Source organism: Vibrio sp. J383 (assembly GCF_023503985.1).
Lineage (GTDB): Bacteria > Pseudomonadota > Gammaproteobacteria > Enterobacterales > Vibrionaceae > Vibrio > Vibrio splendidus.
The window spans coordinates 61,844-78,017 of record NZ_CP097295.1; the positions used below are offsets into that span (position 1 = coordinate 61,844).

Sequence of the window (16,174 nt, forward strand, 5' to 3'; positions counted from 1 at the left end):
GCAGCCAGTACGAACCTATCCCTTGATGAAATAAATAAATTTCAGAATTTTAATTTAATTATTGTTGCAATGATTAAGAGGCAGAGAGAATGAAAAGAGCAAGAATGAGCCAGGTTCAAAAAGAGGTCTTAAGATGTTTGGCCAAGGCGTTCATCAAAGGAGTAAAAGAAGGTAAGTCAACCGTCATCAACCTGGCCGTCAATCAAGTGCTTGGGAGAGATATTCACCCGAACAACTTCCGAGTTTCATGTAAAGCTCTTGAAGAGTGTGGACTGGTCATGCGCAAAAAAGTGGATCTAGATTGGTACATCAATATAACGCCAGAGGGATTTGATAAGGCACTCACCTGGCTTGATTAAACGATGCTTCTGAAACTCATTTTTGGACAAAAACACGTTAGAGTATGAATTCTAACGTGCCAAATTGGATTAGAAAAAGTATCTTGAAAGCCTAAATATTTTGTATGCGCTTTTCAAAACTTACTCATACAAGTACATTTCATCTTCTACGTCAGACAAAAACTCTGTTAATTCCCACTCGAAGCCAGCTTTGTCGAAAAAATACGCCCTTTTACGATATGTCTCTTCGGGAGCAAAAATACCTCTACGATATCCTTGTTCAATCAGGCGGCTCTCTGTAGCTTCAAGATCATCCACAACCAAGCCAATATGGTTTAGCCCGTAGTTTTTATACGTTTTTTGAAAACTTTGGGGAACAAGTGAGTCTAGATGAGGCTCTTGAAGCGCAAAATAGCTTTGCCTGTTGCCCACATGAACCCAACGATGTCTATCTGGAGACTTAACATCTTTTCGTACATTAAAATCTGGAGCTACAATAACTAAAAATGCCAATGCAGCGTCAATATTTGGAACTGTAATATTTAAATGCTCGATCCTTGTCATATTCAAATATATCCTTTTTATCAATAAGCTAAAGTATCAACTCAAAATAGCCTAACACCTCAACTTAACTTGAGGTCAAGCAAAAATTTACGCCATCGCATAACATTTAGTAGGGCAAAAGCACATTAACAGGATGTGAATGAGTGAAAGGTCTACCAAATAATGGGGCATTTTCGAGCTAGAAAATGCCACGCGTGAAAATTCAGGTTGTGATGTTTTTGGACAAAAACCGTTTAGTGGTATTAATCTAAACGCCCTGTACCAGATTAGAAAAAGTATTTTGAATACCTTAAACACTTGTATGCGAATTTGCCAATTCAGCAGATTGAATAGTTGTGGAAATAAGCTCTTCAAATAGGTCTAATTGCCCAGCAGGGATTAACTGATTTTGTATGCTTTGTCGTTTATTAGAGTCAAACAACCTCTCAGCTAACCAACCAACTAGATACATCAGTGAAAGACAACCCCCGGCAGTTGCTATATTGCCTTCTATCACTAGAGGTAGGTCTTGAACGTCCCCTCCCATGCTTTCTAGAACAGTCTTTGCATCTGGGTTTGTCGTTAACGGCTTGCCTTTAAGTAAACCGAGCTCATGAAGGATGAATGACCCCGCACAAATTGATCCAATTAGCTGTTTATTCGGATCAAGATTCAATGCCGACATAAACCCAAGATCTTTTATCGCCGCTGGGATACCACGTTTGCCACTGGTGATAAGAACTACATCTTGATTAGCAACTTCTGATACATGTCCGTCCGTTTTAACTTTCATACCAAGATGGGAATTATGTTCAGATTTAGTTCCAAGTACACTAACCGTCCAACTATCAGATGTTCGGCCAAGTAAGTCATACATAAGAAAGAAATCTACATCTGTAAAATCATCAAACAAAACAATACCGACTTTATACATAATATTTTTATCCTTTATCGCAGCACTCGTGAGTCGCATAACGCTTTCTATGTGGCGCTAAGCCGTTCTTTACGTGGTAATAGTGCAGCCTATATTTTAAGCTTTCAACAAAAAATCATTAACTAAGTCAGCAAATTAAAAATTTAGTCTGCTCAGTGAGGTATAATTTCTGGGTAGGTGAGTTTGGATAAGTTTTAGTTCGGCAAAAGTACGCCTTAGAAAAGGTGTAGTGTATTTACACTAAAACATTTTGGGGCATTTTCGAGCTAGAAAATGCCACGCGTGAAAATTCAGGTTGTGATGTTTTTGGACAAAAGTGTGTTTTGGCTTAGGTCAAAACACACTTAATTATGTTAGTGAACCTAATGCATCTCATTACTCAATATCATTTTGACCATGAGCAACATACCCCACAGAGTAAACTTCACCGCTACTATCATCAATACCTTCTGAGCTACTCAACCACGTTAAACCGAGCGTTTCCCACGAGATATAATCTAAGCCGTGTACATCTGTATGTTGACTGACTTTATTATGAATACACGCAAGAGAATGGTGCGAATCAGGAACTGTTGGCTCGTCGTCAACGAACCAAATATCAACCTTTGGGCGACCGAATTGTTCGCAAAGAGCTTTGAACCCATCACTTTGGAGAAATAAGACCATTGCGTGATGATCTCTCCAAACATAAAACGGGGCGTAGCTATTCATCTGATTTTCATAACTTTTAGCGTCTTTACGCGAATAAAGATAGGCTTTAAAAATTAACCCTGGGAACCCATCTAATAAGTGACCTTTTTCCTTGATACGAGCTTCTATTTTTTCCATAGGATAATCAGACGGGAGAACGATTTTATATTGCATTGCTATCATTGTATTATCTCCATTTCATCTTTCCATGACTGACCAGAGGAAAAAGACCAGTCTTCTGGGCCATTGAATTGAACAATGATCATAATATCTTCTTTACGAATGGGGGTTTGGGCCTGAAGTTGCTCACACAACGCTTTGTACAAGGCTCGCTTTTGTTCATGGTCACGTGATTTTCCAGCGAATATGTGAAACAAAATTCCAGATTCACTACGACTTTGAGCCAGATTTGGATAATTCGAATTAAAAACCTTTTGCTGTGGGGCATGAATGTCGAATATTTGAAAACAGTCTCCATTCGGTACTGCAAAATAAGCTTCTAAACATTGCTGGAGAATGTATGATATTTGATGCTTATAGCTTTCAAATAACTCATTACCTATAGAAATTCGTGTCATTGGCATTTGTCATTCCTCTCGTGGTCCATCTCATCTAACCGCTCAAGTGCAGAAGCCGTTACAGGCCAACCTGCATAAAAAGCAAGATGAGTCATTGTTGCACTCAGTTCTTTTACTGTCAGTCCGTTGCTGAATGCCCGAGCTAAATGACCCGGTAGTTGTTCCACACGATTTAAGACCACTAACGCGGTGATGGTTATCAGACTTCTATCACGAGTGCTCAGACTCTCATCACGCCATATCTGTCCAAATAAGATATCTTCCGTAACTTTATGAAATTGTGGAGCAATTTCAGCAAACAGTTTCATTAAGTATTGTTCTTTTGTATCCATATATTTCCCCTGTTTTTTCGTCTACTGGAAAAGAATAAGTTGATTTTTTAATATAAAAAATCAAAACTATTTTGATGTATAGTTTTGATTTTCAGGATAGTTGAACATGCGGAGTCTGGATTTAGATGCCTTACGATGTTTTGTCTTAGGAATTGAGTTAGGCAGCTTTGCAGCTGCAGCTGAACGACTTAATCGTTCACCCTCTGCGGCCAGTGCCCAGTTAAAAAAGCTCGAACAGCAGTGCCACACGTCATTAGTGACCAAAATCGGCCGCCATCTAGAGCCGACTGAAGCAGGTGAAATTATTCTGGCTTATGCCCGTCGCATGCTTCAGTTAAATGACGAAGCTCTAAACCAGTTAGTGGAAAATTCATTGACGGGGAAAGTGGTTTTTGGCTTACAAGAAGATTTTAGTGACGTACTATTGCCTCAGTTGCTAGGTGTATTCTCTCGCTCACATCCAAATTTACAATTGCAATCCATTGTTGGGCGCCATCAGGAGTTGATGGATGGCATTCAATCTGGTGAGTTAGACTTTTCATTGGGCTGGAGAGGTGAAAAATCGGCGCCATATAGTGAACTTCTGACAGAATTACCACTGTACTGGTATGGGCCAGCAAATAAATATCTTAAAGAATCCATTAATATTTCTAAACCTGTACCACTAGTCATGCTTGATGGTTCTTGCATTATCAGACAACAAGCCATAGCAGCATTAGATCGCGAGGGGATTCCATGGAAAATTACCTTTGTTGGCCGAAGTCTGAGTAACTTATGGAGCGCTGTTGATGCCGGCTTAGGAGTTACGGTTCGCTCTTCTTTCAGTCACCCGGATACTATTAGTAAGTTGGATGATTTGCCGGTCCTTGGAAAACTTAGGTTGTGCCTCGATCGTAATCAATATAAGTTAGAAAAAGTACAGGAACAGTTGTATGACGAATTAAAACAACAGCTTACACTCTATATCAAAAAGTAAAGTGATTGAATTGCTGCCAGAATTGTGGACATAAAAGTCCACACTATGAGCAAGCCTGAGTCAGATTAAATCATTAGGTAAACTAATCCAAAATCACATTAATTCGATGTGAATGAGTATTTGCTCTAACAAGCTTTGGGGCACTTTCGAGCTAGAAAGTGCCACGAGTGACAATTCATCTTATCAAGGTTCTGGAGGCATAGTAGCTCCACGAATCCCAATTAAATTGCCAAATGGGTCTTCAACTTGGCACATTGAAAGTCCATTTTCGATATCCATAGGCCCACGATACAGATGAGCACCTAGTGTTTCGAAATGAGCCAGAGCAACAGGTAGGCTTGCAACAGACCAATATAAAACTGTACCACTTTTACCCGAACAAACTTTTTCGTCTGCTTGTACGGTTTCCAAAGAAAAACCATTTAGGTCAAGTATCGTGAAATCAAACTCTGGATAATACACTGAGATTGCGCCAGGAAAAGCTTTCTTATACCATTCAAGCCCTTTAGCCACATCTGGGACATGAATGAGCACTGCTGATGGATTCATAATTCTCTCCTACCACATAACGCTTTTAATAGGGCAAACGATCGCCCACTACATCGCAAAGACCGTTTGCTCTAAATGATTTCGGGACAATTCGATTTTATACCTTCATGTGATGGGATTTAAGTCGTTCACATATTTCCCATAAAGCTATTCGATTTGAATCGTACTTGAGAAGTTTGCTCGCGTCAGATGCCTTACACCAACGGAACTCTGTGTGTTCCGAAGATAACTTTGGCTCACCCGAAACCTGCACTGAGAATGAGTATTCTGGTATCACATACGGGTGATCACTCCATTTTTCATGACCAGAATAAAAAACTCTAGGTAACATACATATAGAATCTAGTTGAACCCAAACTATGCCTGTTAACGACGTCTCTTCACATAATTCTCTTTTTGCAGCATCGAGCAAAGACTCTTGATCTTCGCCACCGCCAGAAATTGCCTGCCATTCACCATTATCTGTTCGGCAAGCAATCAGGAATAAGGGTTCTGCTATTTCAAGTTTATATGGGAATATCAGTACCTGAAATGGTGCTCTCATTTAATTGGTTCCACTATTGTCACGCATCAATAGATATTACAGCCATTAGGAAAAATTGGGTAATTCCCAGATTATATTTTTCACGGCTTGATTGCGCAAACTCGGAAAGGGGCATTTTCGAGCTAGAAAATGCCACGCGTGAAAATTCAGGTTGTGATGTTTTTGGACAGAAATGAACTACAGCTTTCGCTAAATTAGCATTTAACGGACAATCTGAGGTATTGCAAATCCTCTTATTGATTGGTCAAAATCACTCATCCACTACATTAATTATGTTTAGATCTTGAGAAGCATCCATAAAAAATCCAAGTGCATTAAATACACTTGGATTTTGACAGCTTTGAAGGGTCGTTCAACCGATCACTTTGGCTTTCAATAATCAGCATTAGCGTATAAGAGGTGTCATTTTTTTATTAATTTGATTCAAGCTCTTTTATAACTGACTTTATATCAATTTCATTTTCAGTGAATTGATAATTGTCATTTTGGAATGTAGTCACATAAAGGTAATTAATAGTTCTCATTCCTAGAAAACCATTCCAAAAACCCTCACCTGTTTCTAATCCTTTCAATCCACCGAATAAGCCACTATCATTTTTCTTTCTCGAGGAAATACCAAAACTTTTTATGTTTGATCTTTTAATTCTTGTCCCGTTTATAGCTATAAATTGATTAGACATAACATCTCCTTATTTTAGAAGCAGGTAGGCACATAACGCCGCATCCTTGGAGAACCCCATCATAAATAGGCATAAAAACAATGAGGTAGATGCGCGACACTCAGATTCTACAACAAATCATACAGACCAATGTTCCTTAGTACACTAAAACAGCGCTAATCCTGTGATACTTACAACAAAAAGTGTACTTGATGGCTTAGACTTAACGCTGACCAAACTAGTTCAGAAACTGGAAACTTGCTAAACAACTTTGACTATAATATCGAAACGGTTACTAGTGAGCTTTGCAGCAGAGTAGTGAAGCTAAGGCTTTCTTGTAAAGACGAAATTAATAATCATCCAGAAACCAATAATAAGTTGATTAATCTCGCCTCAGATTTAGACATTGTAATTGGTAAGGGTTGAGGTCCTTTTTTCGTTTTCAGTTCAGCTTGTTATTGAATTGTAAGGGACTGATAGCTCCCCCTTTCTTATTTATGACTCTATTCCAGTACACTTACAGCGTGGGCATTCTATAGGCTCATCATCATCCTTAGCTAAGTGCTTCTTAAAGATACGCTTGACGGTACTAGTGCTTATTTTCTTACTTTTACATTTCTTACAAACATCTTTATCCATACGCTAACTCTCCTTATTTAACAGGAAATTTAATGATAGCTATCCAGTCCTTTAGATAAATTACTGGCATTACGAAAAGTAAGTCAAATGTTACTTTTATGAGTGAGTGGTCAAGTGGTCGTGACTTACAATGGGGCATTTTCGAGCTAGAAAATGCCACGCGTGAAAATTCAGGTTGTGATGTTTTTGGACAAAAGCGCGTTAGCGTTGACGCTCAAAGTCGACTGCTTCGGATAAGCTGAGTTTGGGTAAATGAAGCAGATGAGTCTAACTCGGGCGTGTCTATCAAGTCGGTGGCTATTCAATATGCATATTTCAGTGTTCGCTAAAATTTGAAATGCAGCACATTTCATAACTTATAGTTAATCTATTATTTTTGGTATTCAAACCACACTAAGCCGTAGTAGGAGATACCAATGGGCATAAAAACTGGGCCAAAGAGAAAAAATGAAGACGGAACACCCGATAAACGACAGCGTGTCCGTCCAGAAACAAAGAAAAAACACCCAAAACTAAAAGAGCATAACCACGAGAAAGGTGATTAAGCACGATGAAAAGCAGCGTAATTGAGCTGCTTTAATCTGACAGATACCAAGACAAAGTGGGTAACTGTCAGATTAAGTCTGAGTCAGTATAAGTTAGGCTTTCAAGGGTGAACCGTTTAATCGACGGTTTAATCGCGTTTAAGGCCTCTCTGTATTTCTTTCCTTGGAATTCATTGAGTTGTTGTAGCTTTCCTACTTGTGAACTTACGGAACTGAATACTCTCAGGTAATCTTCATATGTGCAGTGATCATCAGTAAATAAGGTGCTGAGGTTATGAACAGCACTTCTCACTTTTTTCTTCTCTTCTTTACCAAAGCTAGGACGGTTTCCATTAACCCCGACTCGATGCACGGTCTGGTGTGTACCATTACCTAAGACTTCATGTTTACTTTTATTTGGTTCAACACCGTAATAGTTTACAGATAGTCAGTTAATTAATGTGCATGGCCGTTGTTCAAATAGCGCTTATGGGGAGGTTATGTGCTTTTCAATCGCATAAATTCAAGTCTGGCAAAACTTGGTGCGCAGGATATATATGCTCTTATGTTCTAACAAGCAATGGGGCGTGCGACGTGAAGTCGTATGAAGCGCTGTTCACCGCTTAACGTGTGAACCATCTGTATCACCAGATGAACCTAGGGCTCTGAATAAAGTAGCGAGCCTGACAATGTAATGAAGAATGGTCTTGACCATTCGGGATTTGAATCGTGAGAGAACGATCCTCCTGATAACCACAATCGGGTGAATGCTAGGTAGTCAGCATGATGAACATATGTGAATCCGCTTAGTGCGACATGAAGTCGTATGAATCGTTGTTCGCCACGAAAAGAGCGAACCATTTGTATCACCAAATGACCCTACGGCTCTGAATAAAGAAGCGAGCCTGACAATGTAACAAAGTCTATCTGATGGACGGGAACTGAATCGCGAGAGGAAGCTCCTCCTGATAACCACATAAATCGGGTAAGTGCTAGGGAGTCAGTATGATGAACAGAAGTGAATCCACGTCAGATGCGTAATTTCACAAGCAGCGGAAGTGGTTTAGACGCTGTAGCTAAATAAGCAACGAGAGTAGGAAAGAAGTTTGTGCGTATTCTTTCGTGATCGAAATGCTCTCCGCATTATAGTGGGCATCTCCCCTGACATTGCGAGACATACGGAACATGGTAAGCCTGTATCACTCCCTCTGGGAAAGCCTATGTGGCCGATAGTGATGCAGGTAAAGGAGGTTGGAGAAAGCGAAAGCTGGATTGTAATGATGCAGATACAGGCACATGCCTGATCACGAAAGTGAGCCCACTTCCAACTGGTCTCCCGTTGCGAGAGAGTTTGAAGAACTTTATTAAGGAAGAAAAGCAAATGATGATTTCGAACGAGATTAGTGCATCTTCTGACAGTGCACAATGGCAATCCATTAACTGGAAGGCTGTGGAGGCGCATGTCTTAAAGCTCCAAATGCGTATCGCAAAGGCAACTAGAGAAGGTAAACACGGTAAAGCAAAAGCCTTACAGTGGATACTAACCCATTCTCGTTCAGCAAAACTTCTTGCTGTTAAGCGAGTATCTCAAAACAAAGGTAGTAAAACGCCTGGAATAGATGGCGTGCTCTGGAATACAGATGCACGTCGCATGAATGCAGTGAATCAATTGAGTCGGAAAGCTTATCAAGCTAAACCACTCAAGCGTATCTACATCCCTAAAAAGAACGGTAAGCTTCGACCACTTGGTATTCCTTGTATGGCAGATAGAGCGCAACAAGCGCTCCACCTCCTTGCATTGGAGCCTATCTCGGAAACAATTTCAGACCCAAATAGTTACGGCTTCAGACCAAACCGAAGTACTACTGATGCAATAGCGCAGTCTTTTTTATGCTTGGCTCAAAAGAAGGCAGCTAAATGGGTTCTTGAAGGAGATATTAAATCCTGTTTTGATAAAATCGGGCATCAATGGCTTCTTGATAACATCGCTGTAGACAAGCGTATGCTGGAACAATGGTTGAAGTCTGGTTTTGTAGATAAAGGGTTATTTTATCGTACGGAAGAAGGCACGCCACAAGGTGGCATAATTTCTCCAACGTTAATGCTAATCACTCTCGCAGGGCTTGAACAACAAATAAAGTCTTTGGCTCTCAAGAAGAAAGCAAGAGCCAACTTTATTGGATACGCTGATGATTTTGTTGTCACTTGTACATCAAAGGATGTATTAGAGAACGACATAAAGCCATTGATTACTGAATTTCTACTAGAAAGAGGTCTAACACTTTCCGATGAAAAAACACGCATAACTCATATTGATGATGGTTTCGATTTTCTAGGGTTTAACCACAGAAAATACAAAGGAAAGCTACTCATAAAACCGAGTAAAACCAATGTACTGTCATTCTTAAGTAACTTGCGTAGACTCATCAAAACTCACGCAACGATCCCCGTAAATAACCTTATCAAAATGATAAACCCCAAAATACGGGGATGGGCGAATTACTATCGCCACTGTGTTGCCAAACGAGTTTTCGGATACGTTGGACACCAACTATTCCAAGCATTATGGCTCTGGGCTGTTAGGCGTCACCCAACTAAATCAAAAAATTGGGTCACCCATAAGTACTTCATCAACCGAAAAGGCCAGTGGCAATTTCACGGTTGGCAGAAGATCATGAATATGGATTGTCAGTTCAATCTATTTCAAATAGCCAAAGTATCAATAGAAAGACATGTGAAAATCCGAAGTGCCGCAACGCCATTTGACCCTCAGCACCAAGAATACTTGGCGAAGAGGAAATTCAAAAGGAAAGCTCGCAACTCTTGGAACGATCCTGTTTTAACTGCTTTATAAGTTGCTGGGTATCAAACGATGCCTTTGTGGAGGCTTGAGCCGTATGCAGTGAAAGTTGCACGTACGGTTCTTAGGGAGACGGCACTTGGTAACAAGTGTCGTCCACCCGACAGGTGCGTTATGTGATGAAACAGCGGAAGTGGTTAATACGCTGTAGCCAAAAGGCACGAGAGTCGGAAAGAGATTGCCCCATGCTCTTTCGTGATCATTGAACTCTCCGCACCATAGCGGGCATCTAAACTGATATTGCGCGACATACGGAACACGGTAAGCCTGTATCACTCCCTCTGGGAAAGCCTCTGTGGCCGATAGTGATGCTGGTATAGGAGGTTGGAAAAAGCGAAGGCTGCATTGTAACGATGCAGATACAGACTCATGTCTTGTCACGAAAGTGAGCCCACTTCCAACTGGTCTCTCGTTGCGAGAGAGTTTGAAGAACTTTATTCAAGGAGAAATGCAAATGATGATTTCAAATGAGATTAGTGCCTCTCCTGACAGCGCTCAATGGCAGTCAATAGACTGGAAATCCGTTGAATCGCATGTGTTAAAGCTTCAGATGCGTATCGTAAAGGCAACTCGAGAAGGTAAACACGGCAAAGCGAAAGCCTTGCAGTGGCTACTGACTCATTCTCGCTCAGCCAAGCTTCTTGCTGTTAAACGAGTATCTCAAAACAAAGGCAGTAAAACGCCTGGAATAGACGGCGTTGTCTGGAACACAGACACGCGTCGTATGAAAGCAGTAAATCAACTGAGTCGGAAAGCTTATCAAGCGAAACCACTCAGGCGTATCTATATCCCCAAAAAGAATGGCAAGCTTCGACCTCTGGGCATCCCATGCATGATAGACAGAGCACAACAAGCGCTACACCTATTATCGCTAGAGCCCATATCAGAAACAACTGCCGACCCGAATAGTTATGGCTTTAGAGCAAATCGTAGCACGGCTGACGCTGTCGACCAGTGCTTCAAGTGTTTGGCTTTAAAGAAATCGGCTAAATGGGTTCTTGAAGGAGATATTAAAGCTTGCTTCGACAAAATCGGGCATTAATGGCTTATGGATAACATCGCCATCGATAAACGGATGTTGGAGCAATGGCTAAAGTCAGGCTTTGTAGACAAAGGGCTGTTTACGACACCGACGAAGGCACTCCTCAAGGCGGAATTATATCCCCCTCCTTGATGTTGATGACGTTATCGGGTCTCGAACAGCGCATTAAGTCTACCGCGCTTAAGAAAGGAGCAAGAGCTAACTTTATTGGATATGCCGACGATTTCGTCGTCACTTGCGCTTCAAAGGAAGTGCTCGAGAACGATATCAAACCGTTGATTGCTGATTTCTTAGCGGAAAGAGGCTTAACATTATCCGAAGAGAAAACGCACATTACTCATATCAACGATGGCTTTGACTTTCTTGGGTTCAACCATAGGAAGTACAAAGGGAAACTGCTCATTAAGCCGAGTAAATCCAATACGTTAATGTTCTTAAGCAATCTGCGTGAACTCATCAAAAAGCACGTAACCCTTCCAGTGAATGATCTTATCAAACTGATAAATCCTAAACTCAGGGGATGGTCGAACTATTATCGGCACTGCGTAGCTAAACAGGTATTCGGATATGTAGGTCACAAGTTATTCCATACGTTATGGCACTGGGCTAAAAGGCGTCATCCAACAAAGTCTAAAACTTGGATTGCCCTAAAATACTTCATCAACCGAAAAGGCCAATGGCAGTTTCACGGTTGGCAGAAGATCATGGATATGGATTGCCAGTTCAATCTATTCCAAATAGCCAAAGTGCCAATAGAAAGGCATGTGAAAATCCGAAGTGCAGCGACACCCTTTGACCCTCTTTACCAAGAATACTTGGTAAAGAGAAAATCTAAAAGGCTAGCTCGTAACTCTTGGAACGAACCTGCTTCGACTGCTTTATAAGTTGCAGGGTATCAAACGATGCCTTCGTGGAGGCTTGAGCCTAGTGCAGTGAAAGTTGCACGCTGGGTTCTTATATGGACTCCCAGTTGTAATCAACAAAAAGTTTTAGATAAAGCAGTCGAGATGCGCGCTTATATACGGGCTTTTTTGAGGTGCTACCTCGCCCTAAAATGTAGTCGCACCAATAGGCCAAGTCTTAGGAACGGCATCATCATTTTGTGCCCAAGAACCCAACTAGCTTCTATTGGTCGGTCTTACCTGTTTATCATTGTCGCTCTCTGTTGATTATGCTGAGTGTATCAAGCAAGTTTTTCTGGCTGATACACCAAGTCATTTTTTAAAATGGCATAAGCTGTTCGTACCGTTTTATTTGCTAATGCTATCGCAGCTACTTTCTTCCCACGTCTCTCTATCAATGCCAGTAACCACTGATCTTTGTTTGTTCTAGGTGGACGATTTACTACTTGGGCAATAACTGAAAGCGCTCCTTGAAATAGAGTTGAGCGGAGTCGCTTGTCTGCACTACGTTTTGAGATATGCCCGATTCGCTCTTTGCCACCAGAGGAGTGTTGCTTTGGTGTTAGCCCAATACTTGCCGAAGCATTTCTTCCGTTTGAAAAGTTCTCACCTTTACCTAGTCGTAAGGCTAATCCCAATGATCCTATAGGCCCAACACCTTCAAGCTTCATTAGTTTCTGACACAGCGGATTATCTTTAATCGCTTTTTCCAATTGTTTTGTAAGGGCATCAACATGGTCAATTTGAAGAAGTAAATGCTCCCATAAACGCAAAAGCGACTCTCGAAATTTAGCAGGCAAACCATTTTCAGCGTCCTCAAGAACATACGGAATTTCTTTTCTGAGTACCGCTAGCCCTTGCGGGAGAATAATTCCAAATTCAAGTAACAATCCACGGATCTGATTACTTTGGGAAATCTGATTAGTTAACGCTAGATTTCTGGCTCGTTCCATGGATTGCATAGCTTGTTCATCTACTGATTGAATTCGTATGCTATGGATATGGTCGAGAGATGAAGCAGTAGCGATCGCAAGAGCATCATTTCTGTCGGTTTTTTGTTTTGTTTGGAACCCTTTCACCGACCTAGCATTAATGACTTTAACCTGGTGACCTGCTTCTTTTGCATATCTCGCCCAATAGTGGGCACTGGAACACGCCTCCATGGATACTAAAGAAAGCTTTTCTTTGATTAGAAGCTGTTTTAGCTTCGCCCGACTGACCTCCCGATTATATAAAACTTTTCCGTGTGGGCTAACTTTGCATACTTGGAAAACATTTTTTGCCAGATCAATGGCGATAATATTATATTTATTCATTGTATGGACTCATGTTGGTTTTTGGTCAACTTAAACGTAGCTCTCCGAGGAGAGGGAGTCCATACATCTTAGGGAGACGGCACTTGGTAACAAGTGTCGTCCACCCGACAAAAGTGAGTTTCAGAAGCATCGTTTAATCGTGTGATCACCGAGCGATTCTGTCGTATCTTAATTACCAAACAGCATTGACGCTATAAGAGATGGTCCAAGAAACATACCCCAGCATTCAGCCCTTATAAATAAAGATCTGGCGACTCACATTGGACTTTTCTCTGAAATGGGCACAAAACCCCAGATACAAATACTGTGAGTATACTAACAATTGCTGATATGGCTTTTTAGATAGGAATATGGGGGGGGGATTTGATTTTTTGATAGGTAAAATCTATTGGTAATTGATACGCTATTGCGTAATATTAGGGGTGTCAACACATACTGGAACTCTCTTTGAGGGTGTTGGTGTCGGAAGCGATTCCCCTAGTCAGTGAACAGGATAATCCAAGATAAAGACCAGACCAGATTTTTTATTTGTTAAAAGCACCTTTAGGGTGCTTTTTTCATATCTACTACTTTCTTTTAAGCACCGACTTTCCCTGAAGTCGTTGTGAAAGTATCCAGCTAACACGCTTGGCTTTACCCTTCGGTAGAGTTCCTTTACCCCAGTCGTCCACCTCATAAGCTGAATTGACTCTAAGTTTCAATTCATTGGTAGTGCCATTTGGTTTAGAAATACTAAAGAAGATAGCGTAATCAAATGCTTCCATGTAATGATAGGATTCGCCTTTCTTGGTCATGTAAGGCACAGCATAGTTATCGATAAGCTTATTTTTGATGAGATCCGGAAGTTCTATGCTGCATTGGTATCTCTCATGACACCAGTATCGCCCTTCCTGCCTAAAAAGTATTGGCCCATTTTCTTTCTCATCAGTAAAGCAGTGATTGGCGTAACTAACATGTAGTTTTACTGAGTTACCATCAACCTCGATGTCATGAGAGGTACTTTGTAGATGGGTTAAGTCATAAAAGTCGCCTTCAATAGTGAAACCTTTCCAAGTCATTAACTGTCCTTAACCTTCCTCTTAGCGCTTCGCGTAAGGATTTCTCTAGCCCATTCACTAACCGACTCGTGATCTTGGGCTGCAAGTTTCCACAGCGCTTTATCATTCTCTGTACATCGAATTTCTTGTTTTTTATCAAGAGTTACGTCCTGTTTAGGTCGCCCTCTTTTGCCGTTTTGAATTTTCATGATTTTTATTTTCTGTCATGACGTTATTTAAGTCAAGTCGTTTGCTTTCTATACATCAGTATGTATAGTATTTGTCATGACGTTAATTTGATCTCATATCGTAGGGAATGGAGAACATGATTTTTGAATTTTTTGATTGGAAAGTTAAGACTGGAATAATTATTACCGTTGCTCTTATGTTAAGTAGCGTTATTAGTTTCATTATTACGTGGACATCACCAGTACCAACGGATGCATTGTCAGCCGTAACTAAATATCTAAATTATCGTTGGTTTGCTTTCTTTGCTGTTAGCACATTGTCTATAGGGGCGGCAACAATGAAGTATCACGATAAAACATTAAGACGCTGCTAATAGAGAAAGTATGCGAAAAATAAGAGAATGGAAAATTAGTTCGACCACATTTATTCAATGGTCGCGTGGTACAGTAACAGCCAGCGGCAAGTCTAATTAGCGAGGGATAATTTGTTATGAACAGTGAAATTAATCCGAAGGGATTAACGTGTCTAATTAAGCCTACGGTTATGATTGATGATTACCAGGCCGATGTTTTAATGGTGTCCCTATCGCCAGAGCTCCCACTTTCTTGTTTTTCGTTGAAGCAATGCTTTGACGGAGTGTTATTTAAAAGCGGCTCTAAAGCAGAATGGGTCAGGCAACTCCGCGAAATTGCCGATAGTTTAGAAAGTAAAGGTTAGAGCACTTGGCAAAACTATTTTTTATTTGTGATCAAGTTATTTATAGCGATGACTATTTAGACTTTGGTTTAAACGAAGTAGTTGTACACGATATTTTCGAGGCAAAAAATCGTAAGGAAGCGGAACTGATTTTTTCAAAGATAAAAATTAGGACTCTGCGTTCTGGAACCATACGACATCGGTTAAAGATGGCTGGTTATAACGTTAAATTTGAGTTTCATCCACGATTGGATCACCCTCATCTTTATGCACTTCAAGCCAGTGGTTCGTTACGCACTCAATATCCTAATGTAGTGCATGCCTTGAAAGCTTACTCGGATGAATTGGATGATAAACATTTATTAAGAAATCACATTGAACAATCGATTGAAAAAATAGAACAATCTAAGATATGGACTCATTACGACATCGTTCCAATGTAGAATTGATTTTGAGATTATTTAACGAGGAAAAATCGTGTCACGTCCATTACTTGATGATGCTGTATTAAAACTGATTGATGCAAAGCTAATGCTCAATGGTCACGTTACCAGTAAAGATATTTACCGTCATTTGGGCTTAGGCCGTCAAAAGGTGAGTAAGGTCTTTCAATACTATTTAGCGGCTAATCCAGATTCGATGATCTACGTTCCTGCTAAGAAAAAATATATGGTTACAGATTCCTTCAAACCGTGTTTTCTTGGTGAAGTTAAAGCCGGTGAGTTTGTTGATGCTTTAATCACTGTTTTTGGAACATTTAACGAGAGCGAAAACAAAAATGATAGAAAAATTTAAGTATTTCATAAGAGTTAGCCAGGATAGTGAA

General features: G+C 40.5%; 18 protein-coding genes and 1 pseudogene. 9 read left to right on the forward strand and 10 right to left on the reverse strand.

Annotated features, from left to right (window positions below):
* Positions 1 to 89 precede the first annotated feature (89 nt).
* Positions 90 to 359 carry a hypothetical protein gene (locus tag M4S28_RS25830; RefSeq protein ID WP_102340850.1) on the forward strand — a complete coding sequence of 90 codons (270 nt, stop codon included), beginning with the start codon at positions 90 to 92 and terminating at the stop codon, positions 357 to 359.
* 120 nt (positions 360 to 479) lie between these two features.
* On the opposite strand, the gene M4S28_RS25835 is transcribed toward M4S28_RS25830, so the two are convergent.
* The 5 genes from M4S28_RS25835 to M4S28_RS25855 all read right to left on the reverse strand — a co-directional run bounded on the left by M4S28_RS25835 (position 480) and on the right by M4S28_RS25855 (position 3,415).
* Positions 480 to 902, reverse strand: a complete 423-nt coding sequence (locus M4S28_RS25835; protein ID WP_249633859.1) for a VOC family protein — start codon at positions 900 to 902, stop codon at positions 480 to 482.
* Between the two features lie 289 nt (positions 903 to 1,191).
* Entirely contained in the window at positions 1,192 to 1,815 is a 624-nt protein-coding gene (locus M4S28_RS25840; protein WP_249633860.1) for a DJ-1/PfpI family protein, read from the reverse strand.
* Positions 1,816 to 2,190: 375 nt separating this feature from the next.
* Positions 2,191 to 2,688 (reverse strand): DUF4865 family protein, encoded by a 498-nt coding sequence (locus tag M4S28_RS25845; protein ID WP_058118984.1) that lies wholly within the window; start codon positions 2,686 to 2,688, stop codon positions 2,191 to 2,193.
* Positions 2,685 to 3,089 carry a tautomerase family protein gene (locus M4S28_RS25850; RefSeq protein WP_249633861.1) on the reverse strand — a complete coding sequence of 135 codons (405 nt, stop codon included), beginning with the start codon at positions 3,087 to 3,089 and terminating at the stop codon, positions 2,685 to 2,687. Before M4S28_RS25850 ends, M4S28_RS25845 begins: the two co-directional genes overlap by 4 nt.
* Entirely contained in the window at positions 3,080 to 3,415 is a 336-nt protein-coding gene (locus tag M4S28_RS25855) for a carboxymuconolactone decarboxylase family protein (protein ID WP_058118982.1), read from the reverse strand. The genes M4S28_RS25850 and M4S28_RS25855 overlap by 10 nt, the downstream gene beginning before the upstream one ends.
* A 106-nt stretch (positions 3,416 to 3,521) precedes the next feature.
* On the opposite strand from M4S28_RS25855, the gene M4S28_RS25860 reads away from it, so the two are divergent.
* Positions 3,522 to 4,391 carry a LysR substrate-binding domain-containing protein gene (locus M4S28_RS25860; RefSeq protein ID WP_249633862.1) on the forward strand — a complete coding sequence of 290 codons (870 nt, stop codon included), beginning with the start codon at positions 3,522 to 3,524 and terminating at the stop codon, positions 4,389 to 4,391.
* A 183-nt stretch (positions 4,392 to 4,574) separates the two neighbouring features.
* Here the strand turns inward: M4S28_RS25860 and M4S28_RS25865 are convergent, their stop codons facing one another.
* The 3 genes from M4S28_RS25865 to M4S28_RS25875 form a co-directional block, all read right to left on the reverse strand.
* Positions 4,575 to 4,940, reverse strand: coding sequence for a VOC family protein (locus M4S28_RS25865; RefSeq protein ID WP_249633863.1), 366 nt, complete (start codon positions 4,938 to 4,940; stop codon positions 4,575 to 4,577).
* Between the two features lie 97 nt (positions 4,941 to 5,037).
* On the reverse strand, positions 5,038 to 5,484 hold the full coding sequence (locus tag M4S28_RS25870; RefSeq protein ID WP_249633864.1) for an NUDIX hydrolase: 447 nt from the start codon (positions 5,482 to 5,484) through the stop codon (positions 5,038 to 5,040).
* A 413-nt stretch (positions 5,485 to 5,897) separates the two neighbouring features.
* Positions 5,898 to 6,164 carry a hypothetical protein gene (locus tag M4S28_RS25875; RefSeq protein ID WP_249633865.1) on the reverse strand — a complete coding sequence of 89 codons (267 nt, stop codon included), beginning with the start codon at positions 6,162 to 6,164 and terminating at the stop codon, positions 5,898 to 5,900.
* A 1,034-nt stretch (positions 6,165 to 7,198) separates the two neighbouring features.
* On the opposite strand from M4S28_RS25875, the gene M4S28_RS26490 reads away from it, so the two are divergent.
* The 3 genes and pseudogenes from M4S28_RS26490 to ltrA (M4S28_RS26495) all read left to right on the forward strand — a co-directional run bounded on the left by M4S28_RS26490 (position 7,199) and on the right by ltrA (M4S28_RS26495) (position 12,092).
* The gene (locus tag M4S28_RS26490) at positions 7,199 to 7,327 is read left to right on the forward strand and encodes a hypothetical protein (RefSeq protein WP_277868847.1); all 129 of its coding nucleotides are present in this window, start codon (positions 7,199 to 7,201) and stop codon (positions 7,325 to 7,327) included.
* 1,360 nt (positions 7,328 to 8,687) lie between these two features.
* Positions 8,688 to 10,160, forward strand: a complete 1,473-nt coding sequence (gene ltrA / locus M4S28_RS25880; RefSeq protein WP_249633879.1) for a group II intron reverse transcriptase/maturase — start codon at positions 8,688 to 8,690, stop codon at positions 10,158 to 10,160.
* A 460-nt stretch (positions 10,161 to 10,620) separates the two neighbouring features.
* Positions 10,621 to 12,092: pseudogene (gene ltrA, locus M4S28_RS26495) on the forward strand (group II intron reverse transcriptase/maturase).
* 299 nt (positions 12,093 to 12,391) lie between these two features.
* Here the strand turns inward: ltrA (M4S28_RS26495) and M4S28_RS25895 are convergent.
* Both M4S28_RS25895 and M4S28_RS25900 read right to left on the reverse strand, forming a co-directional pair.
* Entirely contained in the window at positions 12,392 to 13,426 is a 1,035-nt protein-coding gene (locus M4S28_RS25895) for an IS110 family RNA-guided transposase (protein WP_136994737.1), read from the reverse strand.
* A 566-nt stretch (positions 13,427 to 13,992) separates the two neighbouring features.
* Complete coding sequence (locus M4S28_RS25900; protein ID WP_017098132.1) at positions 13,993 to 14,484, reverse strand: YjaZ family protein; 492 nt, start codon at positions 14,482 to 14,484, stop codon at positions 13,993 to 13,995.
* 304 nt (positions 14,485 to 14,788) lie between these two features.
* Between M4S28_RS25900 and M4S28_RS25905 the strand changes: the two genes are divergently transcribed.
* The 4 genes from M4S28_RS25905 (at position 14,789) to M4S28_RS25920 (ending at position 16,143) form a co-directional block, all read left to right on the forward strand.
* Positions 14,789 to 15,025, forward strand: a complete 237-nt coding sequence (locus M4S28_RS25905; protein ID WP_017098130.1) for a hypothetical protein — start codon at positions 14,789 to 14,791, stop codon at positions 15,023 to 15,025.
* A 116-nt stretch (positions 15,026 to 15,141) separates the two neighbouring features.
* Positions 15,142 to 15,369: a hypothetical protein gene (locus M4S28_RS25910; RefSeq protein ID WP_017098129.1), complete on the forward strand. Its 228-nt coding sequence runs from the start codon at positions 15,142 to 15,144 to the stop codon at positions 15,367 to 15,369.
* 5 nt (positions 15,370 to 15,374) lie between these two features.
* Complete coding sequence (locus tag M4S28_RS25915; protein WP_249633866.1) at positions 15,375 to 15,791, forward strand: hypothetical protein; 417 nt, start codon at positions 15,375 to 15,377, stop codon at positions 15,789 to 15,791.
* Between the two features lie 34 nt (positions 15,792 to 15,825).
* Complete coding sequence (locus M4S28_RS25920; RefSeq protein ID WP_249633867.1) at positions 15,826 to 16,143, forward strand: BrxR family helix-turn-helix transcriptional regulator; 318 nt, start codon at positions 15,826 to 15,828, stop codon at positions 16,141 to 16,143.
* Positions 16,144 to 16,174 lie beyond the last annotated feature (31 nt).